The 23,254-nt window shown below is 53.0% G+C and carries 22 protein-coding genes; 12 read left to right on the forward strand and 10 right to left on the reverse strand.

The features are described from left to right. The first annotated feature begins 44 nt into the window (after positions 1 to 44). Both OGV98_RS15525 and glxK read left to right on the forward strand, forming a co-directional pair. Positions 45 to 1,343 carry a uracil/xanthine transporter gene (locus OGV98_RS15525; RefSeq protein ID WP_032936943.1) on the forward strand — a complete coding sequence of 433 codons (1,299 nt, stop codon included), beginning with the start codon at positions 45 to 47 and terminating at the stop codon, positions 1,341 to 1,343. 21 nt (positions 1,344 to 1,364) lie between these two features. Further along, a complete protein-coding gene (gene glxK / locus OGV98_RS15530; RefSeq protein ID WP_003835770.1) occupies positions 1,365 to 2,513 on the forward strand; it encodes a glycerate 3-kinase in 1,149 nt (382 codons plus the stop codon). Between the two features lie 79 nt (positions 2,514 to 2,592). On the opposite strand, the gene allE is transcribed toward glxK, so the two are convergent. Genes allE through allD form a run of 3 tightly spaced genes read right to left on the reverse strand, consistent with a single transcriptional unit; the run spans position 2,593 to position 5,695 of the window. After that, a complete protein-coding gene (gene allE, locus OGV98_RS15535; protein ID WP_003835769.1) occupies positions 2,593 to 3,378 on the reverse strand; it encodes a (S)-ureidoglycine aminohydrolase in 786 nt (261 codons plus the stop codon). A gap of 10 nt (positions 3,379 to 3,388) precedes the next feature. Continuing rightward, positions 3,389 to 4,624, reverse strand: a complete 1,236-nt coding sequence (gene allC / locus OGV98_RS15540; protein ID WP_032936940.1) for an allantoate deiminase — start codon at positions 4,622 to 4,624, stop codon at positions 3,389 to 3,391. Positions 4,625 to 4,645: 21 nt separating this feature from the next. Then, positions 4,646 to 5,695 (reverse strand): ureidoglycolate dehydrogenase, encoded by a 1,050-nt coding sequence (gene allD, locus OGV98_RS15545; protein ID WP_003835766.1) that lies wholly within the window; start codon positions 5,693 to 5,695, stop codon positions 4,646 to 4,648. Between the two features lie 316 nt (positions 5,696 to 6,011). Here allD and OGV98_RS15550 point away from each other — a divergent pair, with 316 nt between their 5' ends. Genes OGV98_RS15550 through OGV98_RS15565 form a run of 4 tightly spaced genes read left to right on the forward strand, consistent with a single transcriptional unit; the run spans position 6,012 to position 10,666 of the window. Further along, positions 6,012 to 7,679 (forward strand): acyl-CoA synthetase FdrA, encoded by a 1,668-nt coding sequence (locus OGV98_RS15550; protein WP_174501059.1) that lies wholly within the window; start codon positions 6,012 to 6,014, stop codon positions 7,677 to 7,679. Positions 7,680 to 7,688: 9 nt separating this feature from the next. Continuing rightward, entirely contained in the window at positions 7,689 to 8,948 is a 1,260-nt protein-coding gene (locus OGV98_RS15555) for a YlbE family protein (protein ID WP_044699437.1), read from the forward strand. A gap of 11 nt (positions 8,949 to 8,959) precedes the next feature. Beyond that, positions 8,960 to 9,769, forward strand: a complete 810-nt coding sequence (locus OGV98_RS15560) for an oxamate carbamoyltransferase subunit AllH family protein (RefSeq protein WP_202580708.1) — start codon at positions 8,960 to 8,962, stop codon at positions 9,767 to 9,769. Between the two features lie 3 nt (positions 9,770 to 9,772). Continuing rightward, complete coding sequence (locus OGV98_RS15565) at positions 9,773 to 10,666, forward strand: carbamate kinase (protein ID WP_003835758.1); 894 nt, start codon at positions 9,773 to 9,775, stop codon at positions 10,664 to 10,666. Positions 10,667 to 10,702: 36 nt separating this feature from the next. Here the strand turns inward: OGV98_RS15565 and purK are convergent, their stop codons facing one another. The 4 genes from purK to ppiB form a co-directional block, all read right to left on the reverse strand. Next, positions 10,703 to 11,770 (reverse strand): 5-(carboxyamino)imidazole ribonucleotide synthase, encoded by a 1,068-nt coding sequence (gene purK / locus OGV98_RS15570; RefSeq protein WP_003835757.1) that lies wholly within the window; start codon positions 11,768 to 11,770, stop codon positions 10,703 to 10,705. Further along, complete coding sequence (gene purE, locus OGV98_RS15575) at positions 11,767 to 12,276, reverse strand: 5-(carboxyamino)imidazole ribonucleotide mutase (RefSeq protein WP_032948733.1); 510 nt, start codon at positions 12,274 to 12,276, stop codon at positions 11,767 to 11,769. The genes purK and purE overlap by 4 nt, the downstream gene beginning before the upstream one ends. Positions 12,277 to 12,514: 238 nt before the next feature. Beyond that, entirely contained in the window at positions 12,515 to 13,237 is a 723-nt protein-coding gene (gene lpxH, locus OGV98_RS15580) for a UDP-2,3-diacylglucosamine diphosphatase (RefSeq protein WP_202580707.1), read from the reverse strand. 2 nt (positions 13,238 to 13,239) lie between these two features. Beyond that, positions 13,240 to 13,734 (reverse strand): peptidylprolyl isomerase B, encoded by a 495-nt coding sequence (gene ppiB, locus OGV98_RS15585; RefSeq protein ID WP_003021875.1) that lies wholly within the window; start codon positions 13,732 to 13,734, stop codon positions 13,240 to 13,242. Between the two features lie 173 nt (positions 13,735 to 13,907). On the opposite strand from ppiB, the gene cysS reads away from it, so the two are divergent. Then, positions 13,908 to 15,293, forward strand: a complete 1,386-nt coding sequence (gene cysS / locus OGV98_RS15590; protein WP_003831109.1) for a cysteine--tRNA ligase — start codon at positions 13,908 to 13,910, stop codon at positions 15,291 to 15,293. A gap of 91 nt (positions 15,294 to 15,384) precedes the next feature. On the opposite strand, the gene OGV98_RS15595 is transcribed toward cysS, so the two are convergent. From OGV98_RS15595 to folD, 3 genes are all read right to left on the reverse strand, one after another. Continuing rightward, positions 15,385 to 15,909 (reverse strand): metal-dependent hydrolase, encoded by a 525-nt coding sequence (locus OGV98_RS15595; RefSeq protein ID WP_202580706.1) that lies wholly within the window; start codon positions 15,907 to 15,909, stop codon positions 15,385 to 15,387. A gap of 125 nt (positions 15,910 to 16,034) precedes the next feature. Continuing rightward, a complete protein-coding gene (ybcJ, locus tag OGV98_RS15600) occupies positions 16,035 to 16,247 on the reverse strand; it encodes a ribosome-associated protein YbcJ (RefSeq protein WP_003021885.1) in 213 nt (70 codons plus the stop codon). 1 nt (position 16,248) lies between these two features. Continuing rightward, complete coding sequence (folD, locus tag OGV98_RS15605; RefSeq protein ID WP_003021887.1) at positions 16,249 to 17,115, reverse strand: bifunctional methylenetetrahydrofolate dehydrogenase/methenyltetrahydrofolate cyclohydrolase FolD; 867 nt, start codon at positions 17,113 to 17,115, stop codon at positions 16,249 to 16,251. Positions 17,116 to 17,686: 571 nt separating this feature from the next. Between folD and fimA the strand changes: the two genes are divergently transcribed. The 5 genes from fimA (at position 17,687) to fimH (ending at position 23,227) form a co-directional block, all read left to right on the forward strand. Continuing rightward, entirely contained in the window at positions 17,687 to 18,241 is a 555-nt protein-coding gene (gene fimA / locus OGV98_RS15610; RefSeq protein ID WP_003835752.1) for a type 1 fimbrial major subunit FimA, read from the forward strand. Positions 18,242 to 18,318: 77 nt separating this feature from the next. Next, positions 18,319 to 18,852 carry a type 1 fimbrial protein subunit FimI gene (gene fimI, locus OGV98_RS15615; protein WP_003847496.1) on the forward strand — a complete coding sequence of 178 codons (534 nt, stop codon included), beginning with the start codon at positions 18,319 to 18,321 and terminating at the stop codon, positions 18,850 to 18,852. A gap of 41 nt (positions 18,853 to 18,893) precedes the next feature. After that, the gene (gene fimC, locus OGV98_RS15620) at positions 18,894 to 19,586 is read left to right on the forward strand and encodes a type 1 fimbria chaperone FimC (protein WP_003835750.1); all 693 of its coding nucleotides are present in this window, start codon (positions 18,894 to 18,896) and stop codon (positions 19,584 to 19,586) included. 7 nt (positions 19,587 to 19,593) lie between these two features. After that, a complete protein-coding gene (locus tag OGV98_RS15625) occupies positions 19,594 to 22,215 on the forward strand; it encodes a fimbrial biogenesis usher protein (protein ID WP_202580705.1) in 2,622 nt (873 codons plus the stop codon). Positions 22,216 to 22,219: 4 nt separating this feature from the next. Continuing rightward, entirely contained in the window at positions 22,220 to 23,227 is a 1,008-nt protein-coding gene (fimH, locus tag OGV98_RS15630) for a type 1 fimbria D-mannose specific adhesin FimH (protein ID WP_202580704.1), read from the forward strand. Positions 23,228 to 23,254 lie beyond the last annotated feature (27 nt).

Raw genomic sequence — 23,254 nt, forward strand, 5'->3', positions numbered from 1 at the left:
ATGCCCGTCATGTTGGCGGGCATTCTCTATTTTAAGGTATGAATATGCTTCCTGTTATTAACCGCGAAAGTTTGTTGTCCGGCTTTCAGTGGTTTTTCTTTATTTTTTGTAACACGGTCGTGGTCCCGCCAACGCTGGTTTCTGCCTTTCATCTTCCTGTCAGCAATCTGCTAATGCTCACGCAGTACGCTTTTTTAACAACGTCGCTGGCCTGTCTGGCGCAGGTAATTTGTGGCCACCGCCGCGCCATTATGGAAGGTCCCACCGGTTTATGGTGGGGAACCATTCTGACGATTACCCTGGCTGAGGCATCACGTGGGACACCGCTCAATGATATTGCTACCAGCCTGTCCGTTGGCATTGTGATTTCCGCTGTACTGACGATGATTATCGGCTTTAGCGGTTTAGGGCATCGATTAGCCCGGTTTTTTACCCCAACGGTGATGGTTTTTTTTATGCTGCTGCTCGGTGCGCAGCTGACCACCATCTTTTTTAAGGGCATGTTGGGATTGCCCTTTGGTATTGCGGATACCAGCGTCAAAATTCAACTGGCTCCCTTTAGTCTGGCCGTTGCCGTGATGTGCTTCATCCTTGCGATGATCATCTTTTTACCACAGCGGATCTCGCGCTATGCCCTGTTGGTGGGGGCGATAGTGGGATGGGGGCTTTGGCGATTGTGTTTTCCATCAATGACCTTGCCGGCTGGTGATTCAAGTTGGCAATGGTTTCCACTAGGTAGCCACGGCAAACTGTTACCGGGCATTATTTTGACGGCCGTGATCACTGGTCTGGTGAATGTCAGTAATACCTATGGGGCAGTGCGCGGCACGGACGTCTTTTATGCGCAGCAAGGCTCCAGCAGTTCGCGTTATCGCCGCAGTTTTATTATTTCCGGTTTTATGACGTTGGTGACAGTCCCTTTTGCCGTTATTCCATTTTCACCTTTTGTCTCTTCTATTGGCTTGTTAACACAGACCGGCGACAGCTCGCGAAAATCATTTATTTGCGGCAGTGTATTATGTTTATTCGTGGCGATAGTGACGCCGCTAACCCGCTTATTTTGCGCTATTCCGCTGGCGATCAGCAGTGCCGTGATGCTGGTTTCTTATCTTCCGCTACTCTATTCCGGCCTGGTTTTTAGCCAACAAATCACATTTACCGCACGCAATATTTATCGACTGGCGCTCCCGCTATTTGTCGGCATTTTTTTGATGGGGTTGCCTCCAGTTTATTTACAAGATCTTCCGCTGACGATTCGGCCATTACTGAGCAATGGCTTGTTGGTGGGAATTTTACTGGCGGTGCTTATGGAAAATCTCATTCCATGGGAACGCATTAAATAACATGATGAAAAAGGATTGATGATGAAAATTGTAATTGCGCCAGATTCATTTAAAGAGAGCTTAAGCGCAGACCAATGCTGCAAGGCAATTAAAGCTGGATTTTCAGCCATATTCCCGGATGCAGAATATATTTGTTTGCCGGTTGCTGATGGCGGAGAGGGAACTGTAGATGCAATGGTGGCGGCGACAGGCGGAAAAGTTATCTCTGTGGAAGTCTGCGGGCCGATGGGGGAACAGGTTATGGGATTTTATGGCCTGACCGGGGATGGTAAGACCGCAATTATTGAAATGGCGGCGGCGAGTGGGCTGATGCTGGTCGAACCGCAGGCGCGCAATCCACTGCTGGCCTCAAGTTACGGCACTGGTGAACTGATTCGCCATGCGCTGGATACCGGTATTCGTCATATTATTCTTGGTATTGGCGGGAGTGCGACGGTTGATGGCGGTATGGGGATGGCCCAGGCGCTTGGCGTTCGTTTTCTGGATGCGCAAGGTGCGCCATTAAGCGCTGGGGGCGGGAGTTTGTCTCGCCTTGCGCGCATCGACCTGCAACACTGCGATCCGCGGCTGAAAGCGTGTCGCATTGACGTCGCCTGTGACGTTGATAATCCGCTGGTTGGCCCGCGCGGCGCGGCAAGAGTATTCGGCCCGCAGAAAGGGGCGACGGCGGAAATGGTTGAGAGGCTGGAAGAAGGGTTGCTCAACTATGCCCATGTGCTGCAAACGCTGACCGGCGAGGATGTTGCTCAGGTGGCGGGCGGCGGAGCGGCTGGAGGAATGGGGATTGCTGCGTTTATCTTCCTGCAGGCCAGCATGAAACCCGGGATCGAGATTGTGCTGCAGGCTGTACAGCTGGAGCAGGCAATCCAGGACGCGGCGCTGGTTATTACCGGCGAAGGGCGTATTGATTCGCAAACGGTCGGTGGCAAAGCGCCAATCGGTGTCGCGTCGGTAGCCATGCGGCATCATGTTCCCGTGATCGGCATCGCCGGGGTGTTGGGCGAAGGCGTAGAGGTGGTTCACGATCATGGTATCGATGCGGTGTTCAGTATTCTGCCGCGACTCGCGCCGTTAGCAGAAGTGCTGACAAACGGCGAAACCAATCTCTATCACTGTGCGCGTAATATCGCTTGTGCGATGAAATTGGGTCAGGTGGTGGCTCAGCGTTAAGCATAAAAAAAGCCACGGTATACACCGTGGCAAAACCCAACATAGCTAAATAAAAAAGTATCAGGAGGGCTATACGCTGTTAGATCTCAACATCCCGGTTGCAATCTTTGGAATAGATGTAGCTGAATGCTTCGCCACGACCCACGCCGTATCCGGCCTGCAGGGAATAAGCTCCCATAAAGATGTAGTCGCCTTTTTTCACCGGGATCCACTGATTGTCGAGGTTATAAACGCCCTGGCCTGAAAGAATATACGCCCCGTGTTCCTGGACGTGCGTTTCGATATAACCGTGGCTAGCGCCCGGCTCGAACGACAGAATGTGCATATTCATATCGAAGCCCAATTCTTTAGGCAGGAAATCCAGCAGGATCACGTCATCCATGCCTTCATAATGAATACGTTCTAACTGGTTGGTGTTACCGGAAACCAGCCACGGCGAATGACCTGCTACTGGCGTATAACGACGTTTGTATAAAAACAGCTGGCTGTCTTCAGCCTGGGCATTACTAAAGGTGAGCAGCTCGCCGGGCGGGCAATAAAGGTATCCACCCTGAGTTAAAGCGAATGTTTTACCCTCTGCTTTTGCTTCAATTTTGCCGGAGATAACATAGACGAACGTTTCAACGCCTTCGCCGCCGAAACCGCTCTGGTTACCACCGCTTTGGTGAACCGTCACCAGATAATCAACAAACGACGCGCCTAGTTTCGGCGTTGAGAGGATGGTGACGTCACAGTTTTCAAAACCCGGAATGATGTTTTTAACCAGTCCGTCCGGGGTTAGCAGGGCGAAGTTACCGTGTTTTACAATTGCGCGATTAGCCAGTAAATCATCGCGATAACCCGTAACGTTATTCAGATATCCCATGGGTGACTCCTTATTTCTGCCAGGCAAGTTGATGAAGCATTAATGCCAGAGTTTTGACCCCTTCGGCAAGGTCGTTAATGTTTGTGCGTTCAGCGGGGTTGTGGCTGATACCGTTAATGCTGGGAATGAAAATCATGCAGGTCGGTACGCGAGGCGCGAAAATTTGCGCATCATGGCCCGCGCCGCTGTGCATCACACGGTAGTTCAGCTGTTCTTTTTCACACAGTTCGGTAAGGGTGGAGACCAGTTTACTGTCCATCGGGACCGGCGTTTCATCCATCCACAAATCGATATCAATACCGATATCCATTTCATCGCAGATGGCGCGCATGTCGTTTTCCAGTTGCTGAGTAAAATCACGTAATACATCGGCATCGGTATGACGGCAATCGATCGTGAAGGTCGTTTTTCCTGGCACCACGTTGACGGTGTTCGGCTGCGGCTCGACCTTACCAAAGGTCAGTACCAGAGGATCGCCATGCTTTTTGGCTTTCTCGATAGACTGGCTGCAGATGCGACTGAAAGCGTAAACGGTATCGCGACGGTAGCTCAGCGGCGTTGTACCCGCATGGTTGGATTCGCCGTTCAGCGTTACCGTGTAGCGACGTTGTCCTACAATCGCGCTGACGACGCCTATCGACTGGCCATTGCTTTCAAGCACGCAACCTTGTTCGATGTGTAATTCAACGAAGGCTTTGATGTCACTGCGGGCATGAAGTGGTTCTGAGGGGAGGGTAAAGCCGCAGGCGTTCATTGCGTCAACAAAACGGGTGCCTTTCGCGTCCTGGATGTTACGGACGTCATCGGGATTGGCCAGCCCAAAAATGTTTTTGCTGCCCCAGAAGACATACGGGAAGCGGCTGCCTTCTTCTTCTGCCATCGAGACCACTTCGACCGTTTTCAGCGGTGCGCCGTAGGTGGTCTTAAGCCAGTCAATTGCTAACCACGCCGCCAGCGCGCCAAACTGGCCGTCAAGATTGCCGCCGTTGACGACGGTATCAATATGCGAGCCGCTTAAAATGACTTGTTCCGGGGATTCACTCCCGCGCAGGCGACCGTATAAATTACCTACTTCATCAAAGCGTGTTTCCAGGCCGCTGACATCCATACGCTTTTTAAATTGCTGTTGTGTTTCAAGCCATTCTGGCGAATACAGCAGGCGCGTCATCCCACCGGATGGATCTGCGCCAAAGGAAGAGAGCCAGGGAAGGGTTTCTTCTATTGCGTGACGAAAATGATTAATCATATGAAATTCCTGTTTCAATAATTATTGCGCAAAGGGGTTCTTTGTTTCGTATGACTTGATATAGAGAGCATCGGAAATCAGGTATTGATAAATATCATCAACAATGTCAATGCCATGAACGGCGGCATTACGTTGATTAATATCTTGATCCTGTCCGGGGTAATAAACCTGTTTAAAACCAGGCGCAGGAGTAACGGCATTCAACTCTTGCATGGTTTGACTGAGATGCTGACGAAATAATTGGCTGGAGGAGAAAAACTCGGGGTTAATCACCAAATGCAGTTGGCCTAAATTACGTCCAGCATGGAGATCTTCATACATAGAACTGACCTGACGACCAAACGGTAATCCCAGCAGAATCCCGGATAACACATCGATCATCATCATCAGACCATAGCCTTTCGGCCCGGCAGCGGGAAGCAACGCATTAACCGTAAAAGGATCGGTGGTCGGCGCGCCATTTTTATCGACAGCCCAGGTATCGGGGATTAGTTCATTGCGTGAGCGGGCATCCAGAACTTTGCCCCAGGCCTGCACCGTCGTCGCCATATCGAAGGTCATGATATCGTCGCCAGCCCCTGGCGCTGCGAAGGCTAACGGATTGGTTCCGTAGTAAATTTCTGCGCCGCCGAACGGTACGACCATCGGATCGGACTGGCAGACAGAGAGTCCAATCAGGCCTGCGCGGGCGGCTTGCTGCACAAAGTAAGAAATGGCTCCGCTGTGCCCCATTCGGCTAATGCCGACAACGGCGACGCCATTTTTTTCAGCAATTTCAATTGCATGCTCCATACCCATTTTTGCTGCGACTTGCCCGGCGGCATTATCGGCATGCAAAATCGCTGTGCAGGGACCGGTATCTTCAAAACGAAATGTGGGTTCGCGGTTGGTGCCGCCTTTTGAAATGCGCTCGGCATAGTATTCAACGCGTACAGCGCCATGAGAATGAATGCCTCTGGCATCGGCATAAACCAATACCTCGGCAACCGTTGCGGCGTGCTCACGTTTTAGTCCGGCCTTGCAAAGCTTATTCTCGATAAGCTGGTGGAGTGTTTCCCGACTGATTTTCATCTGTCTTCCTTTTTAACGACGGTGTGAAGCATGACTGCCGTTAACATACCGGGAAAATAAATCTAATATGTGATCCAGACAGGCAAAAAAATATAGTTAGAATTTATTTGATAATCAGCATTGGTTTGCCTTTTCTTTTTAAATAAATAATGTCGTTAGAAAATAACATGTAATCCTTAGGTGGTTATTAAAATTCTTTTGCTAATAAATCGTATGTGATATCAGTCACTCTATTTGCTATGCCAGATATATACCTTGAGTTCCACATTAACACTACTCGTGCAATTGCCATGGGTGCAATTATTAAGGGGTTGTTATGATCCACGCCTTTATTAAAAAAGGGTGTTTTCAGGACTCTGTCAGTTTAATGATTATTTCACGCAAGCTGAGTGAGTCCGAAAATGTAGACGATGTATCGGTGATGATGGGAACGCCAGCGAATAAATCATTGCTGGAAACAACCGGATTCTGGCATGACGATTTTAATCAGGCGACGCCGAATGATATTTGCGTGGCGATTCGTACTGAAGCGGCGGATGAAAGTATTACCCAGACTATTTTGCAGCAACTGGATGAGTCGTTGCAGCAGTTGGCGCAGGCAACCGGGGGGAGCCAAACGCTATTGCAGGTCAGGCGCTGGGAAAGCGCGTGTCAGAAATTGCCTGAAGCGAATATGACGTTAATTTCTGTAGCGGGCGAATACGCGGCTGAACTGGCGAACCAGGCGCTGGATCGCAACCTGAACGTCATGATGTTCTCCGACAACGTCACGCTGGAAGATGAAATCAATCTGAAGCGGCGTGCACAAGATAAAGGCCTGCTGGTGATGGGACCCGATTGCGGAACCGCCATGATCGCTGGTACGCCGCTGGCATTTGCCAACGTGATGCCGGAAGGCAACATTGGCGTCATAGGCGCCTCCGGCACAGGGATCCAGGAGCTGTGTTCACAGATAGCACTGGCCGGGGAAGGCATCACTCACGCCATTGGTCTGGGTGGACGCGACCTGAGCGCTGAGGTGGGAGGAATTAGCGCACTTACCGCGCTGGATATGCTCGGCGCGGATGATAAAAGTCAGGTGTTGGCTTTTGTGTCTAAACCACCTGCGGAAGCCGTTCGCCAGCGGATTGTCACGGCGATGAAAGCCACGGGTAAACCCGTTGTGGCCCTGTTTTTAGGTTACAACAGCGCAGCGACCCGCGATGAGAACGTCTGGTTTGCCTCGACGCTGGATGATGCGGCCCGTCTCGCCTGTTTGCTGGCGCGCGTCACGGCGCGACGTGGCGCGCTTTCTGCCACGGGGGACGGCCTTATTCGGGGGCTCTATACCGGAGGAACGCTGGCTGCCGAAGCGGCGGGTCTGCTGGCCGCAAACCTTAATGTTGCAGCGGATGCACAACATCATCACGGCATGATGTTGGATGCCGCCGGGCATCAGATTATCGACCTCGGGGATGATTTTTACACCGTCGGGCGTCCGCATCCGATGATCGACCCTGCGTTACGCAATCAGCTTATTACGGACCTCGGCTCTCAGCCGCAGGTGCGGGTGTTATTGGTCGACGTCGTGATTGGTTACGGGGCGACGGCAGATCCAGCTGCATCACTGGTTGAGGCCTGGCAAAAGGCATGCGCTGTGCGTGACATCGACCAACCGCTGTTTGCGATCGCCACGGTGACCGGTACAGAACGCGATCCGCAGTGTCGTTCACTGCAAATCGCCACGCTGGAAGATGCCGGTATCGCCGTGGTGAGTTCACTGCCTGAGGCTACCTTGCTTGCCGCCGAACTGATTCGCCCATCTCAACCTTTATCTCATCAATCCTCACCTTCGCTACTGGAAAAAGTGGCGGTCATTAATGCCGGGTTACGCAGTTTTGCACTGGATTTACAGGCGGCAGAAAAGCCTGTGGTGCATTACCAGTGGGCGCCTGTCGCTGGCGGTAACAAAAAACTGGCTCGTTTATTAGAACGTTTGCAATAAGGGGTTCCAATGTTTACATCAGTGGCACAAGCCAATACTGCAGTAATCGAACAAATTCGTCGCGCGCGCCCGCACTGGCTGGATGTGCAACCCGCGTCCTCGTTAATCAGTGAACTTAATGAAGGAAAAACGCTGCTTCATGCGGGACCGCCAATGCGCTGGCAAGAGATGACCGGCCCGATGAAAGGGGCCTGCATTGGTGCGTGCCTGTTTGAAGGGTGGGCCAATGACGAAATGAGCGCGCTGGCATTACTGGAGCAGGGGAAAGTCAATTTTGTACCTTGCCATCACGTTAATGCCGTGGGGCCAATGGGCGGGATCACTTCTGCCAGCATGCCGATGTTGGTGGTGGAAAACATTACTGAAGGGAACCGCGCGTACTGCAATCTCAACGAAGGCATTGGCAAGGTGATGCGCTTCGGTGCGTACGGCGAGGATGTCCAGCAGCGCTTACGCTGGATGCGCGATGTTCTGATGCCGGTCTTAAGCGCCGCATTGGGGACGCTGGAACAGGGTATTGATCTGACCGCCATGATGGCACAGGGCATTACGATGGGCGACGAGTTCCATCAGCGCAACATTGCCTCTTCAGCCCTGCTGATGCGTACGCTGGCACCGCAAATTGCCCGTCTACAACATGATAAGCAGCAGATTGCTGAAGTGATGGATTTCCTCAGCGTAACCGACCAGTTCTTCCTCAACCTTGCGATGGCTTACTGTAAAGCGGCGATGGACGCCGGAGCGATGGTGCGTTCTGGCAGTATTGTGACGGCGATGACCCGTAATGGCGACATGTTCGGAATTAGGGTGAGTGGACTTGGCGATCGCTGGTTTACCGCACCGGTTAACACCCCGCAGGGACTGTTCTTTACTGGTTTTTCGCAGGAACAGGCTAACCCTGATATGGGTGATAGCGCCATCACCGAAACGTTTGGCATTGGCGGAGCAGCGATGATCGCCGCACCAGGCGTCACGCGTTTTGTCGGGGCTGGTGGAATGGAAGCGGCGAAATCTGTGTCCGAGGAGATGGCGGAAATCTATCTGGAGCGCAATATGCAGTTGCAGATCCCTGGCTGGGATTTCCAGGGGGCTTGTCTGGGACTCGATATTCGCCGCGTGGTCGAAACGGGGATTACGCCACTGATCAATACCGGTATTGCGCATAAAGAGGCCGGTATTGGTCAGATTGGCGCGGGAACCGTCCGTGCGCCGTTGGCCTGTTTTGAGCTGGCTCTCGAAGCGCTGGCTGAAAGCATGGGCATTAGCTAAAAGAGGCGCGCATGATGATCATCCATCCTTTGCTGGCCAGCCAACAGTCCCCGGATTTCCGCCAGTCCTGGCAATTGTCTGGCGTCTGGCGACGCGCGATTAATCTCGTGGCCGAAGGGGGCGCACTGTTGACATTGCACCGCCAGGGGAGCGGCTTTAGCCCGGCAGGATGGGTGATCCGTACGCATGATTTTGATGCGCTGAGTGCGGTGTTACGTGGAAACGAATCTCCTCAGGCTGTCCCTGGTGGGATCCAACTGGGGCCATTTTTACTGTGCCAGCCGCATCGCCGCTGTTCGTTGAGAATCACTTCCCGGCCACATTCCCCGCGCCTTGCACCTGCCTGGATGGATCGCGGTGAGGAAACGGGATTGTTCGGGCCGTTAATGTTGGCGGCAAACCTGCCTTTGTGCCCCGAACTACGCCAGTTCCGTCACTGCTTTTTCTCGGCGCTTGCGGGGTTGTCGACAGACTGGCGACAGTGGTTAGGCAAGGGGCCCGGGCTAACGCCCAGCCATGATGACACGTTGACCGGCATGCTGCTGGCAGCCTGGTATTTCGGTGCGCTGAATAAGGTTTCCGGCCAACATTTCTTTGCTGCTTCCGGCAACCTTGAACAGGCGACGACTGTGGTTAGCGTGAGCTACTTGCGTTACGCGGCTGCAGGTTACTTCGCTTCACCTTTACTCCACTTTACCCATGCATTGCGTCGTCAGGAAAGACTGGATGCGGCGATTGATTCGCTGCTGGCGCTTGGGCATACCTCCGGCGCAGATACTCTGCTGGGGTTCTGGATTGGACAACAAATCATAGAAGGATAGGGAATGAAAACGCTGGTTGTTGCTCTCGGTGGCAACGCATTATTGCAGCGCGGCGAGGCGCTGACTGCAGAAAATCAATACCGTAATATTGCCAGCGCCGTACCCGCCCTGGCGCGTCTGGCGCGCACATATCGCCTGGCTATTGTCCATGGCAATGGGCCGCAGGTTGGCCTGCTTTCGTTACAGAATCTCGCCTGGAAGGAGGTCGAGCCTTATCCATTAGATGTGCTGGTGGCCGAGACGCAGGGCATGATTGGTTATATGTTGGCCCAGAGCCTGACCGCTGAACCGGAAATGCCGCCAGTGACCACAGTGTTGACACGAATTGTTGTCTCAGAAGACGATCCTGCGTTTATGGCACCGGAAAAATTTATTGGTCCGGTCTATTCGCCAGAAGAACAAACGCAGCTGGAAGCGACCTACGGCTGGCATATGAAGCGTGACGGCAAATACCTGCGGCGCGTTGTCGCTTCGCCAGAACCTCGCCAGATCGTTGAAAGTGACGCCATTAAGCTCTTACTCAAGGAAGGGCATGTGGTGATTTGCAGCGGGGGTGGCGGTGTCCCGGTTACTGGCGAAGGATTAGGGTCTGAAGCGGTCATTGATAAGGACCTGGCGGCGGCGTTGCTGGCTGAACAGATTGATGCCGATGGTCTGGTTATTTTGACCGATGCTGATGCGGTCTATGAAAACTGGGGAACGCCGGAACAGCGCGCGATTCGTCAGGCCTCTCCGGATGAACTGGCGCCGTTTGCTAAAGCAGATGGTTCGATGGGACCAAAGGTCACCGCTGTCAGTGGATATGTGAAACGCCGTGGGAAACCAGCATGGATTGGCGCGCTGTCACGCATTGAAGATACGCTGGCGGGAAATGCTGGAACCTGTATCCGTCTGTAAAAAAACGGGGCGTGTGTATACCCGCCCCGCGTCTTCTTATTTCAGCTTTGACTGCGCCCAGATAATACCGCTGGCATATTCCGGCGGCAGCAGGGGGATAAGCGCTTCCAGTGTCGCGCTAAGGCGCGCGGTATCGCTGTCGCTCAGGTTCAGGTGCCCCACCTTACGCCCTTCACGCACTTCTTTGTCATACCAGTGCAGGTGTACCAGCGGTAGCTTCAGCCAGTCGTAGTTCAGGTCGCTACCAATCAGGTTTACCATCACCGAAGGATTATTCACCACCGGCGTAGGTAACGGCAGGTTGGTAATGGCGCGCAGGTGCAGCTCAAACTGGCTGATGCTGGCGCCGTTTTGCGTCCAGTGTCCGCTGTTGTGCACGCGCGGAGCCAGTTCGTTGATCAGCAGACCTTCCGGGGTGATGAAACATTCCATCGCCATCACGCCGACATAGCCCAGCTCCTGCATGATGGCGGAGAGCATCGCTTCAGCCTGTGCCTGCTGTCTGGCGTTAGCCTGCGGGAACACCACGCTGGTGCGCAGAATGCCGTCCTGATGCAGGTTATGGGTTAGCGGATAGAAAACGGTGCTGCCGTCATGCGCCCGAGCGCCAACCAGTGAGACTTCGCCAGAGAAGTTGATTCCCCGCTCGACGATGCACTCGCCATAGCAATCATCCGGCAGTTGTGCGGTTTCATTTGCGCGCAAACGCCACTGCCCACGACCGTCGTAGCCGCCGACGCGACGTTTGACGATCGCCAGCTCGCCGAGTTTGTCGAATACCGCAGACCATTCGCTTTTATCTGCCAGCAGTTGCCACGGCGCGGTCGCCAGACCGAGCTTGTCAAAAAGCTGCTTTTGCGTCAGACGGTCGGCAATAATCGGGAAGACGTCGCGGTTAACAAACGCCGGGTGGCGCGCCAGTTCGCGAGTGAGCGCCGTTTCCGGCCAGCGCTCAATCTCTGCGGTGATCACGCTTTGCTGAAAAGGGACAGCAGCCGGTTCAGCGTCCAGCCCGACGGGCCAGACCGCAATGCCCAGCGGCTCGCCGGCCTGGCGCAGCATGCGTCCTAGCTGACCGTTACCGAGTACGCAGACCTGCTTCATGCCGCACCTCGCGGGTCCGGATTCTCCAGTACCTCATCGGTTTGTGCTTTGCGCCAGTCGTCCAGACGCTGGTGTAATGCGTTGTCGTGTGTAGCCAGAATTTGCGCTGCCAGTAGGGCCGCATTGGCCGCACCCGCTTTGCCGATCGCCAGTGTTCCAACGGGAATACCGCGAGGCATTTGAACAATGGAGTAGAGGCTATCTACGCCGCTCAACGCTGCGCTTTGCACCGGAACGCCGAGAACTGGCACCAGCGTTTTCGCCGCAATCATGCCAGGCAAATGCGCTGCGCCACCGGCTCCGGCAATAATCACCTGATAACCGTTCTCTTCAGCGCTTTCGGCGAAGCTGAACAATTTGTCTGGGGTGCGGTGGGCGGAGACGACTTCAACATGATGCGGAACGTCCAGGATTTCGAAGATTTCGGCGGCGAACTGCATGGTAGCCCAGTCGCTTTTGGACCCCATCACGATGGCGACACGCGCCGGATTATTGCGGGAAGACATGCGTCTGAAAACTCCTGTGGTGCACTACACTCGACTTTTGAGGCCACAGAGAATAGCATAATTAACCTTCAAGGAAAACGATTGCGCGATCTACACTTCACTCTTCAAGCTGCCTCTTTGTTGGCTGTATCGGCTCACCCCAGTCACTTACTTTTGTAAGCTCCTGGGGACTCACAGATTTGCCGCCTCGATGCAACTCGGATAGTTTTGTGTAAAGAGGAACTGGATATCTGCAGAATTAAAACGGAAACGCGATCAGCTCAACGTCGCTGGGCGTGACTTTCACCATTGAGCCTTCGGTATGCCATGCGCCTAATACCACGCGGAAAGCGGGTTGCTCATTGGCCGTGAGTTCGTGGACAGCCGGACGGTGTGTATGTCCGTGAATTAACCACTGGACCTGATGTTTTTCCATCTCGTTAATCACGGCCTGCGGATTCACATCCATGATTTCCAGCGATTTACTGCTGTTGGCGGCTTTACTGTTGGCGCGCATTTTTGCGGCAATGCGCTGGCGAACAAACAGGGGCAGGGCGAGAAACAGCTTCTGTAGCCAGGGTTGATGTACTTTGGTGCGAAACGCCTGATAGCCTGCGTCGTCGGTGCATAAGGTGTCGCCATGCATGATCAGAACCTTGCGGCCATACAGGTCGAGCACTTTTTCTTCGGGAAGCAAGGTCATGCCGCTCGCACGGGCAAAACGCTTGCCGAGCAGAAAATCACGGTTGCCGTGAATAAAAAAGCAGGGGACGCCGGAATCTGCCAGCGTTTTTATCGCTGCGGCCATTTCATGATGCAGTGGATTCGGGTCGTCGTCGCCAATCCAGGCTTCAAACAGGTCGCCGAGAATGTATAGCGCATCGGCATTGCGTGCATCGCCGGCTAAAAAACGCAGAAAACCGGCGGTGATCGCCGGTTCTTCTGTGCAGAGGTGAAGATCTGCAATAAACAGTGTCGCCACGATTACTCGCTGACGGTCACGTTTTCAATGATGACGTCTTCTTTTGGCACATCCTGGTGCATGCCGCTGCGACCGGTGGAAACGCCTTTGATTTTATCAACCACGTCCATGCCTTCAACAACTTCAGCGAACACGCAGTAACCCCAACCCTGCATGCTTTCACCGGAGAAGTTCAGGAAGTCGTTGTCAGCAACGTTGATGAAGAACTGTGCGGTTGCGGAGTGCGGAGCCTGAGTACGCGCCATTGCCAGCGTACCACGGGTATTTTTCAGACCGTTGTTCGCTTCGTTTTTGATCGCTTCTTTCGTGGCTTTTTGCTTCATGCCTGGCTCGAAACCGCCGCCCTGGATCATGAAACCGTTAATAACACGGTGGAAAATGGTGTTGTTGTAAAAACCTTCGCGGCAGTAGTCCAGGAAGTTTTTAACTGTTTCAGGCGCTTTATCATCAAACGTTTTGATTACGATATCGCCGTGATTAGTGTGGAAAGTAACCATTTTTGCATCCTGTTCCGATAGATTGGTGCTTCGACCCCGTCAAGGGTCAGAGTTAGGGGTGTGTTATAGCATAACCGCAAGCTGTGATCACCTCGCAAAGTGTGCTGCTTCCGGTCTAAATTATGGGTATTATACAGACTTTACTATCCACACACGTCTACACGGAATCTTCGATGTTAAAAATCTTTAATACACTGACGCGCCAAAAAGAGGAATTCAAACCTATTCATGCCGGGGAAGTCGGCATGTACGTGTGTGGTATTACCGTTTACGATCTCTGTCATATTGGCCACGGACGTACCTTTGTTTCTTTCGACGTCGTCGCGCGCTACCTGCGCTTCCTCGGCTATAAGCTGAAGTATGTACGCAACATTACCGATATTGATGACAAAATCATCAAGCGCGCGAATGAAAACGGTGAAAGCTTTGTCGCGTTGGTCGACAGAATGATCGCGGAAATGCATAGCGATTTCGATGCGCTGAATATTCTGCGCCCGGATCTGGAGCCGCGCGCTACGCACCATATCGCTGAAATTATCGAAATCACTGAGCAGTTGATTGCCAAAGGTCACGCTTACGTTGCTGATAACGGCGACGTGATGTTCGACGTGCCGACTGACCCGAACTACGGTCAGCTGTCACGCCAGGATCTGGATCAGCTGCAGGCGGGTGCTCGCGTTGACGTGGTTGATGTGAAGCGTAACCCGATGGACTTCGTGCTGTGGAAAATGTCCAAAGAAGGCGAGCCGAGCTGGCCGTCTCCATGGGGCGCAGGTCGTCCGGGCTGGCACATCGAATGTTCGGCGATGAACTGCAAACAACTGGGTAACCATTTCGATATTCACGGCGGCGGTTCGGACCTGATGTTCCCGCATCATGAAAACGAAATCGCGCAGTCCACCTGTGCGCATGACGGTGAGTACGTTAATTACTGGATGCACTCCGGGATGGTGATGGTTGACCGCGAGAAAATGTCTAAATCGCTGGGCAACTTCTTTACCGTGCGCGATGTGCTGAAATACTACGACGCCGAAACCATTCGCTACTTCCTGATGTCGGGTCACTATCGTAGCCAGCTCAACTACAGCGAAGAGAACCTGAAACAGGCGCGTTCTGCGCTGGAGCGTCTGTACACTGCACTGCGCGGTACCGACAAATCCGTTGCCCCTGCGGGTGGCGAGGCCTTTGAAGCACGTTTCATTGAAGCGATGGACGATGACTTCAACACGCCGGAAGCTTACTCCGTGCTGTTTGATATGGCGCGTGAAGTTAACCGCCTGAAGGGTGAAGATATGGCGGCGGCTAACGGTATGGCTGCGCATCTGCGCAAGCTCTCCAGCGTGCTGGGACTGCTGGAACAGGATCCGGAAGCGTTCCTGCAAAGCGGGGCGCAGGCGGATGACGGTGAAGTTGCTGAAATTGAAGCGTTAATCCAACAGCGCTTAGATGCGCGTAAAGCGAAAGACTGGGCGGCAGCTGATGCCGCGCGTGACCGTCTCAATGAGATGGGCATCGTGCTGGAAGACGGCCCGCAGGGCACCACCTGGCGTCGTAAGTAACGCTCTATATTGCCGGATGGCGGCTTACGTCTTATCCGGCCTACGATGGAATGATCGGTAGGCCTGATAAGCGTAGCGCCATCAGGCACTATTAATGACGTTTGTACCACCACAGCACACCCATCATCATAACGCCCGGCAGCCATACCCACATCAACTCCGAAGTTATTACCTGATGCCCATACGGTGTGGCGTAGCGTGATAGCGCAAACGGGGCGACTTTAATCACCTGCCACGGTGCAAAGAAGCGTTCATCCGACCACGGCCACAGCCAGCCGACGCCTTTGCCGCCTGTCGTAACGGAATCCAGCAGACTGTGTGACAGCAGTGAAACCGTCAGGAATAGCCAGCAGCGAATCAATCCCGCCTTAAACCATCGTCGGCCAACCAACACGCAGAGCAGCGGTACCACGAAGGCGAACAGCAGTGAGTGGGTAAATCCCCGGTGGCCAAACACATTGCCATAGGCGACACCGAACTTAAATGACAACACATCGGCATCTGGCAGCATAGCCAGAACGACGCCAGCAAACAGTAATCGTGGGGGGATGACTTTAAGTCCGAGACCTAACCCTAAACAGAGCGGAACGGCTGCGTGGGTAACAATAGTGGGCATGATGATCGCTTCGTGTGGAAAAACAACATGCTAACAGTTCACTGTGAAGCGGGGATGAAGTCATTATCTGAAAACGAGAGGGAGAAGTGGCCGGATACGGTGTTTACCTCATCCGGCACTTAGGGTCACGCCACGACGCTAATGCTGTGACCTTCAAAGCTCACGGTCTGTCCGGCAACGATTTTGCATCGTTTACGCGTTTCAACAACGCCATCGACCTTCACCAACCCTTCGCCAATAGCAATTTTTGCCTGGGCGCCGCTTTCGCTCCAGCCTTCCAGCTTCAGCAGATCGCAGAGTTCAACATGCGGGTGTTTACCCAGTGAAAATGTGGCCATCTTAAACGTCCTTTACATCATGATATTCAACACACGCCTGCAGCGTGTTTTCGATAAGTGTGGCTACGGTCATGGGGCCAACGCCGCCCGGCACTGGCGTGATATATGACGCGCGTGCGGCAGCATCTTCAAAGACCACATCGCCAACAACCTTACCATTCTCCAGACGGTTGATGCCGACATCAATCACAATCGCACCTTCTTTAATCCACTCGCCAGGAATAAAGCCCGGTTTACCGACGGCAACAATTAGCAGGTCAGCATGCTCAACGTGGCGACGCAGATCTTTGGTGAAGCGATGGGTGACGGTGGTGGTGCAGCCAGCCAGCAGCAGTTCCATGCTCATTGGGCGACCGACGATGTTTGAAGCGCCAATGACGACCGCATTAAGGCCGTAGGTGTCGATGTTGTAACGCTCAAGCAGAGTCACAATACCGCGCGGGGTACAAGGACGCAGGCGCGGCGCACGCTGGCACAGGCGACCGACGTTATACGGATGAAAACCGTCAACGTCTTTATCTGGTGCAATACGCTCCAGCACTTTAACGTTGTCGATACCGGCAGGTAACGGCAGTTGTACCAGAATACCGTCGATGGTGGTATCTGCATTGAGCGTATCGATCAGCTCAAGAAGCTCCGCCTCGCTGGTGGTTTCGGGCAGGTCATAGGAGCGGGAGACGAACCCCACTTCGTCGCAGGCTTTGCGTTTACTCGCGACGTAAATTTGCGAAGCCGGATTGCTGCCTACCAGCACAACAGCCAGGCCTGGGGCGCGTAATCCAGCCGCTAAACGCGCCTGAACTTTTTGAGCAACCTCAGAGCGCACCTGCTGCGCAATCGTTTTACCGTCAATAATCTTTGCTGCCATCAGAGAGAGGATTCCGTCTGTTACGTTAAATCGAAGGGGATGCCACTATTTTGTCAGAAGCGGGACGTGCTGTCAGTTTTCGTTTGCGTTTTTATGTGCGCCAGGGCCGTCACGGGCTGCAAATGGTGTCAGCACAAAGGCTGAAGCCTTACGAATAAATAGTAAGCATGCTAATTAAAATTAACGTGAATGAAACATCTCATCACCCTGGGTTCTTTATGGGTAATGCTTCATAAACCAGACTGTTACGTACTATTACGGCGGCATTTAGGTAATATTAACCAAGACTTTTCTTAGATCCCATTAAGAATTAGCCAGGGCTATTAAAAGGATTTGCAGGTATTTTTCATTAATTGAAATGTTTAATTTATCGCTGTGACGAATAGTCATATTCGCGAAGGATAATTAGTAAATCAAATACTCAGGAGAGTCGGGGTAAAAGGTTAGCTAATTCTCTTGCGATATATATCTTTACAGGATGCAGAGATAATTAGCCTGACATTTAATGTCGATAATGAAAACGGATCCCGCAGGATGCTGGAGCCGGATGTGTGTAATTCAAGGGAAATCCATGAAACGTAAATTAATGACCTCTTCTGTTATTGCCAGCCTGATGTTAGTCGCAGGTGCTGCGGTTGCAGCCGATCCGGTAAGCGTGAGCGGCGGTACTGTGCATTTTGAAGGTGAACTGGTCAATGCAGCCTGTGCAGTCAGTACTCAGTCATCCGATCAGGTTGTTACCTTAGGCCAGTATCGTACTGCCAGTTTTGCCGCAGTAGGTGATACAACGGCACAAATTCCGTTCTCCATCGTGCTGAACGACTGTGACCCGAAAGTTGCCGCAACCGCAGCTGTGGCTTTCTCTGGTCAATCCGATATTACCAACAACAACCTGCTGGCTGTCACTTCTGCAGATAACGGTACCACTGCCAGCGGTGTCGGGATTGAAATTCTGGACAATACGTCCACCGCGCTGAAGCCGGATGGTGCCACCTTCTCTACCGCTCAGGCTCTGGTAGAAGGGACCAACACCCTGCGTTTCTCTGCGCGTTACAAAGCCACTGCCACCAGCGCTACGCCGGGTCAGGCAAATGCCGACGCGACGTTCATCATGAAGTACGAATAAGCCGTTTTGATTTGCGCAAGGATGACGTTCGCCTCACTGGATGAGGCAATTTCCGGGGATGATGAAGGATGCGGCAGATGATAGGGAAAGGCGTGGCGCTGGCGGGAATGCTGTGCGTACTGCCTGTGTTTGCACATACGGTAATACTGGAAAGTGGCCGCCTTCACTTACGGGGGCAGCTCGTCAATGGTGCCTGCACGGTCGCTACTGACAGCCAAAATTTGCGGGTGCAAATGGGGCAGTATCGCACCAATGCTTTCTCCGGGACGGGGAGCTTTGCCTCTACCAGCGTGCCGTTTTCACTGCGCTTAACGTCATGCAGCTCCGATGTTTATGACCACGTTGGGATTGCGTTTGCAGGCGTGACGCCAGCGGAAGATCCGCAGGTGTTCCTTGCCAGTGGAGATGCGTCTGCGGCTTCGGGGATCGGCCTGGCGTTATTTGACCAGCGCCAACGGCAAATTATTCCGAACGCGCTGCCGCTTCATTATGCGCCGATTATAACGCAAGAGATGACGTTTCATTTCACTGCTCGTTATCGGGCTGTCTCGGAAAATATAACGCCGGGAACGCTTCGTTCAGACGTGTGGTTTACGTTGGTTTATCCCTGATTTATTTCCCAACGATAATCACACCAAAGGTATTTGTAGCTATGTTTAATTATCTAAAATCAGGTTTTATCCTTTTACTGTTCTTATTTCCTGTTGCCAGTGTTCAGGCTGCCGGAGGCATTGCATTAGGCGCTACCCGTGTTATTTATCCAGCCGATGCCAAACAAACGTCACTGTCTATTAGCAATAGTGATACCAAAGAACGTTACCTGGTCAATTCATGGATTGAGAATAGCGCAGGTGTTAAAGAAAAATCGTTTGTGGTTACACCTCCGTTGTTTGTCAGCGAGCCCAAAAGCGAAAACACGTTGCGTATTATCTATGCAGGTGTTCCGTTGCCCAAAGATCGTGAGTCGCTGTTCTGGATGAACGTAAAAGCCATTCCGTCAGTCAATAAAAACAGCCTTGAGGGCAAAAACGTTCTGCAACTGGCGATTCTGTCCCGCATCAAGCTTTTCGTCCGTCCGAATAATTTGCCGCAAATCCCGGAAGATGCCCCGGGGATGCTGACGTTTTCCCGTTCCGGCAACCACCTGAAAATTAACAATCCGTCAGCGTATTACGTCACGTTGGTCAATCTCAACGTGGGGAAAACGAAGGTCGATAACGTGATGGTTGCACCGAAAAGCGATGCGCAGGTTCTGTTGCCAACAGGCGTGCAGGGCAACGTTACGTTCCAGACGGTCAATGATTATGGTGCTGTGACCCCGGCCCAAACGGTCAGCGTGCGTTGAGATAACGATGAATAAGACAACGTATTTTCCTGGCCTGTTACCGGGGGTTACGCCACCGCTGGCGGGGGTGGCGTTGTCCACGCTGGCGGCGCTCTTTCCCTCTTTAAGCCATGGTGAAAGCTATTTTAATCCGGCCTTTTTATCTGCGGATACGGCAACCGTGGCGGATTTATCACGTTTTGAAAAAGGTAATCACCAGCCTGAAGGTGTTTATCGCGTGGATATCTGGCGCAACGATGAGTTTGTGGCTACTCAGGATATTCGTTTTACGACCAGCGCGGGAAAATCCGGGGAGAAGTCCGGTGGGCTGATGCCGTGCTTTGGGCTCGACTGGGTGAAGCGCCTTGGCGTCAATATCGCCGCGTTTCCGGCACTCAGTAAGGATGCGAACGATACCTGCATCAATCTACCAGAGGCGATTCCAGGCAGCGAGATTGCGTTTGATTTTTCTACCCTGCGACTAAACGTCAGCCTGCCGCAGGCGTCGATGTTAAACAGCGCGCGTGGCTATATTCCACCGGAAGAGTGGGATGAAGGCATCCCGGCCGCGCTGGTTAACTACAGTTTCACCGGCAGTCGCGGGAGTGATACGGACAGTTATTTCTTAAGTATGCTCAGTGGCCTGAACTATGGCCCCTGGCGTTTGAGAAATAACGGCGCATGGAGCTATTCCAAAGGTGACGGATATCACTCACAAAGCTGGAAAAACATCGGCACATGGCTTCAGCGCGCGATTATTCCGCTGAAGGGCGAGCTGGTGATGGGTGACAGCAACACCGGCAACGACGTTTTTGACAGCGTCGGATTTCGCGGGGCGCGGCTCTATTCCTCAGACAGTATGTATCCCGACAGCTTACAGGGCTACGCGCCTACCGTTCGCGGTATTGCGCGAACAGCGGCAAAGCTAACCATTCGTCAGAATGGCTATGTGATTTATCAAAGCTATGTTTCACCGGGCGCTTTCTCGATAACCGATCTCAACCCGACGTCATCCAGCGGTGACCTTGAGGTGACGGTGGACGAAAAGGACGGCAGCCAACAGCGCTATACGGTGCCGTACTCCACGGTTCCCTTGTTACAACGAGAAGGGCGTTTCAAATATGACGTGGTCGCAGGGGATTTTCGCAGCGGCAATAGCCAACAATCTTCTCCATTCTTTTTCCAGGGAACATTAATTGCTGGGTTACCAGAAGGCTACACCGCTTACGGCGGTACGCAGTTGGCCTCACGCTACACGGCGGTGGTTTTAGGCACCGGCCGAAACCTGGGGGACTGGGGAGCGGTTTCTGTCGATCTGACCCATGCCCGCAGCCAACTGGCGGATGACAGTACGCATCAGGGGCAGTCATTGCGTTTTCTATATGCGAAATCGCTGAACAATTTTGGCACCAACTTTCAGTTGTTGGGATATCGCTACTCTACGCGTGGTTTCTATACCCTCGACGATGTGGCGTATCGCAGTATGGAAGGCTATGAGTACGAATACGACAGCGAGGGCAATCGCCACGATGTGCCCGATGTGAAGAGTTACCACAACCTGAGCTACAGCAAAAAGGGCCGTTTCCAGATAAACATTTCGCAGAATCTGGGGGATTACGGATCGCTGTATGTCTCGGGTAGTCAGCAAACGTACTGGAATACCTCAGACACCAATACCTGGTATCAACTGGGCTATGCCAGCGGCTGGCAAGGTATTAGCTATTCACTCTCCTGGTCGTGGAATGAATCGGTTGGTATCTCCGACACCGACCGTATTGTCGCGTTCAATATGTCAATACCGTTCAGCCTGCTGAGCGGACGGCGCTACTCGCGAGATAGCGCCTTCGATCGCACCTACGCCACCTTTAATGCTAACCGTAATAGCAATGGACAAAACAGTTGGCAGAGCGGGATCGGCGGTACGTTGCTGGATGGACGCAACCTGAGCTACAGCGTGAATCAGGGGCACAGCAGCACCAATGGTTACAGCGGAAACGCCAGTGCCAACTGGCAGGCGGCCTATGGCACGCTGGGCGTGGGATACAACTACGATCGCGATCAGCATGACTACAACTGGCAACTCTCTGGCGGCGTGGTGGGGCATGCGGATGGCATTACGCTCAGTCAGCCTCTGGGTGATACCAACGTGCTGATTAAAGCGCCTGGCGCACAGGGTGTGCGGATAGAAAACCAGACCGGCGTTCAAACCGACTGGCGTGGATACGCGGTGATGCCGTATGCCACCGTCTATCGCTATAACCGTGTCGCGTTAGACACCAATTCCATGAACAACAATACCGATGTGGAAAATAACGTCAGCAGCGTAGTGCCAACGCAAGGGGCGCTGGTGCGAGCGGCGTTTGATACACGAATCGGTGTGCGGGCGCTGATTACCGCCAAACATGCCGGTAAACCCGTGCCGTTTGGCTCTATTGTGCGGGAAAACACCAGTGGCGTGGCCAGTATGGTGGGCGAAGACGGGCAAATTTATCTCAGTGGTCTGCCGCTAAAAGGCGAGTTGCTGATCCAATGGGGGGAAGGCGCAAACGCTCGCTGCGTGGCGCGCTATGCCTTGCCTGAGGAGAGTCTGAAACAGGCGGTGACGCTCACGAACGTGACGTGCGAATCTCCAACGGCACGACAGGAATAATACGATGAAAAGACAAACGGGTTTGTTACTGGGAAGCGCTTTACTGCTGATGGCACATTCGTCATGGGCGACGGTCTGCCATAACTCGAATGGCACGCCAACGGATGTTTTTTACGATTTGTCGAATGTCTTTAACAGCAGCAACAACCAGCCGGGACAGGTGGTAACGTTACCGGAAAAATCGGGCTGGATTGGCGTGAATGCCACCTGTCCGGCCGGAACGTCGGTGAATTACACCTACCGAAGCTATGTCACTGAACTTCCGGTGCAAAGTACCGAGAGCGGTTTTCAGTATCTGAAGCTCAATGACTACCTGCTGGGAGCCATGAGCATCACCGACAGCTATGCCGGGTTGTTTTATCCTCCGCGTAATTATATCCGCATGGGGACTCACCCCAACGTATCGAAACAGCAGCCTTTTGGCGTAATGGATTCAAAGCTGGTGTTTAAACTCAAAGTGATCCGCTCGTTTATTAACATGGTTCCGATTCCGCGTCAGACGATGTTCAGCGTCTATGTCACGACCAGTACCGGAGATGCGCTAAGCACGCCGGTGTACACCATCAGCTACAGCGGTAAGGTGGAGGTTCCACAAAACTGTGAGGTGAACGCCGGGCAGATTGTTGAGTTTGATTTTGGCGATATTGGCGCATCGTTGTTTAGCAAGGCGGGGGCAGGAAACCGGCCCGAAGGCATTAATCCGCAGACCAAAACCGTGGCGATAAAATGCACCAACGTCGCCGCACAGGCCTACTTGACCATGCGTGTAGAGGCTGAGAAAGCCACCGGACAAATGATGGTTTCTGACAACCCGGATTTAGGTTTTATCGTCGCCGATAGCAGTGGTAACCCGCTGACGCCTAACAATTTGTCCAGCAATATCCCATTTCAATTGGATGATAATGCCGCAGCCAGGGTCGGTATTCGGGCATGGCCGGTCAGCGTGACGGGGAATAAACCTACCGAAGGGCCTTTTACGGCTCGTGGTTATCTGCGAGTGGATTATGACTAACAAGCAAACGCCATTCGCAGGGGCGCT

Source organism: Citrobacter sp. Cf136 (assembly GCF_030333815.1).
Classification (GTDB): Bacteria; Pseudomonadota; Gammaproteobacteria; order Enterobacterales; family Enterobacteriaceae; genus Citrobacter; species Citrobacter freundii.

What these genes read in the sequence shown, in the direction of transcription:
- OGV98_RS15525 (WP_032936943.1), top strand. Translation starts at nt 45, where the DNA reads ATGCTTCCTGTTATTAACCGCGAAAGTTTGTTGTCCGGCTTTCAGTGG.
- glxK (WP_003835770.1), top strand. Translation starts at nt 1,365, where the DNA reads ATGAAAATTGTAATTGCGCCAGATTCATTTAAAGAGAGCTTAAGCGCA.
- allE (WP_003835769.1), bottom strand. Translation starts at nt 3,378, where the DNA reads ATGGGATATCTGAATAACGTTACGGGTTATCGCGATGATTTACTGGCT.
- allC (WP_032936940.1), bottom strand. Translation starts at nt 4,624, where the DNA reads ATGATTAATCATTTTCGTCACGCAATAGAAGAAACCCTTCCCTGGCTC.
- allD (WP_003835766.1), bottom strand. Translation starts at nt 5,695, where the DNA reads ATGAAAATCAGTCGGGAAACACTCCACCAGCTTATCGAGAATAAGCTT.
- OGV98_RS15550 (WP_174501059.1), top strand. Translation starts at nt 6,012, where the DNA reads ATGATCCACGCCTTTATTAAAAAAGGGTGTTTTCAGGACTCTGTCAGT.
- OGV98_RS15555 (WP_044699437.1), top strand. Translation starts at nt 7,689, where the DNA reads ATGTTTACATCAGTGGCACAAGCCAATACTGCAGTAATCGAACAAATT.
- OGV98_RS15560 (WP_202580708.1), top strand. Translation starts at nt 8,960, where the DNA reads ATGATGATCATCCATCCTTTGCTGGCCAGCCAACAGTCCCCGGATTTC.
- OGV98_RS15565 (WP_003835758.1), top strand. Translation starts at nt 9,773, where the DNA reads ATGAAAACGCTGGTTGTTGCTCTCGGTGGCAACGCATTATTGCAGCGC.
- purK (WP_003835757.1), bottom strand. Translation starts at nt 11,770, where the DNA reads ATGAAGCAGGTCTGCGTACTCGGTAACGGTCAGCTAGGACGCATGCTG.
- purE (WP_032948733.1), bottom strand. Translation starts at nt 12,276, where the DNA reads ATGTCTTCCCGCAATAATCCGGCGCGTGTCGCCATCGTGATGGGGTCC.
- ppiB (WP_003021875.1), bottom strand. Translation starts at nt 13,734, where the DNA reads ATGGTTACTTTCCACACTAATCACGGCGATATCGTAATCAAAACGTTT.
- cysS (WP_003831109.1), top strand. Translation starts at nt 13,908, where the DNA reads ATGTTAAAAATCTTTAATACACTGACGCGCCAAAAAGAGGAATTCAAA.
- OGV98_RS15595 (WP_202580706.1), bottom strand. Translation starts at nt 15,909, where the DNA reads ATGCCCACTATTGTTACCCACGCAGCCGTTCCGCTCTGTTTAGGGTTA.
- ybcJ (WP_003021885.1), bottom strand. Translation starts at nt 16,247, where the DNA reads ATGGCCACATTTTCACTGGGTAAACACCCGCATGTTGAACTCTGCGAT.
- folD (WP_003021887.1), bottom strand. Translation starts at nt 17,115, where the DNA reads ATGGCAGCAAAGATTATTGACGGTAAAACGATTGCGCAGCAGGTGCGC.
- fimA (WP_003835752.1), top strand. Translation starts at nt 17,687, where the DNA reads ATGAAACGTAAATTAATGACCTCTTCTGTTATTGCCAGCCTGATGTTA.
- fimI (WP_003847496.1), top strand. Translation starts at nt 18,319, where the DNA reads ATGATAGGGAAAGGCGTGGCGCTGGCGGGAATGCTGTGCGTACTGCCT.
- fimC (WP_003835750.1), top strand. Translation starts at nt 18,894, where the DNA reads ATGTTTAATTATCTAAAATCAGGTTTTATCCTTTTACTGTTCTTATTT.
- OGV98_RS15625 (WP_202580705.1), top strand. Translation starts at nt 19,594, where the DNA reads ATGAATAAGACAACGTATTTTCCTGGCCTGTTACCGGGGGTTACGCCA.
- fimH (WP_202580704.1), top strand. Translation starts at nt 22,220, where the DNA reads ATGAAAAGACAAACGGGTTTGTTACTGGGAAGCGCTTTACTGCTGATG.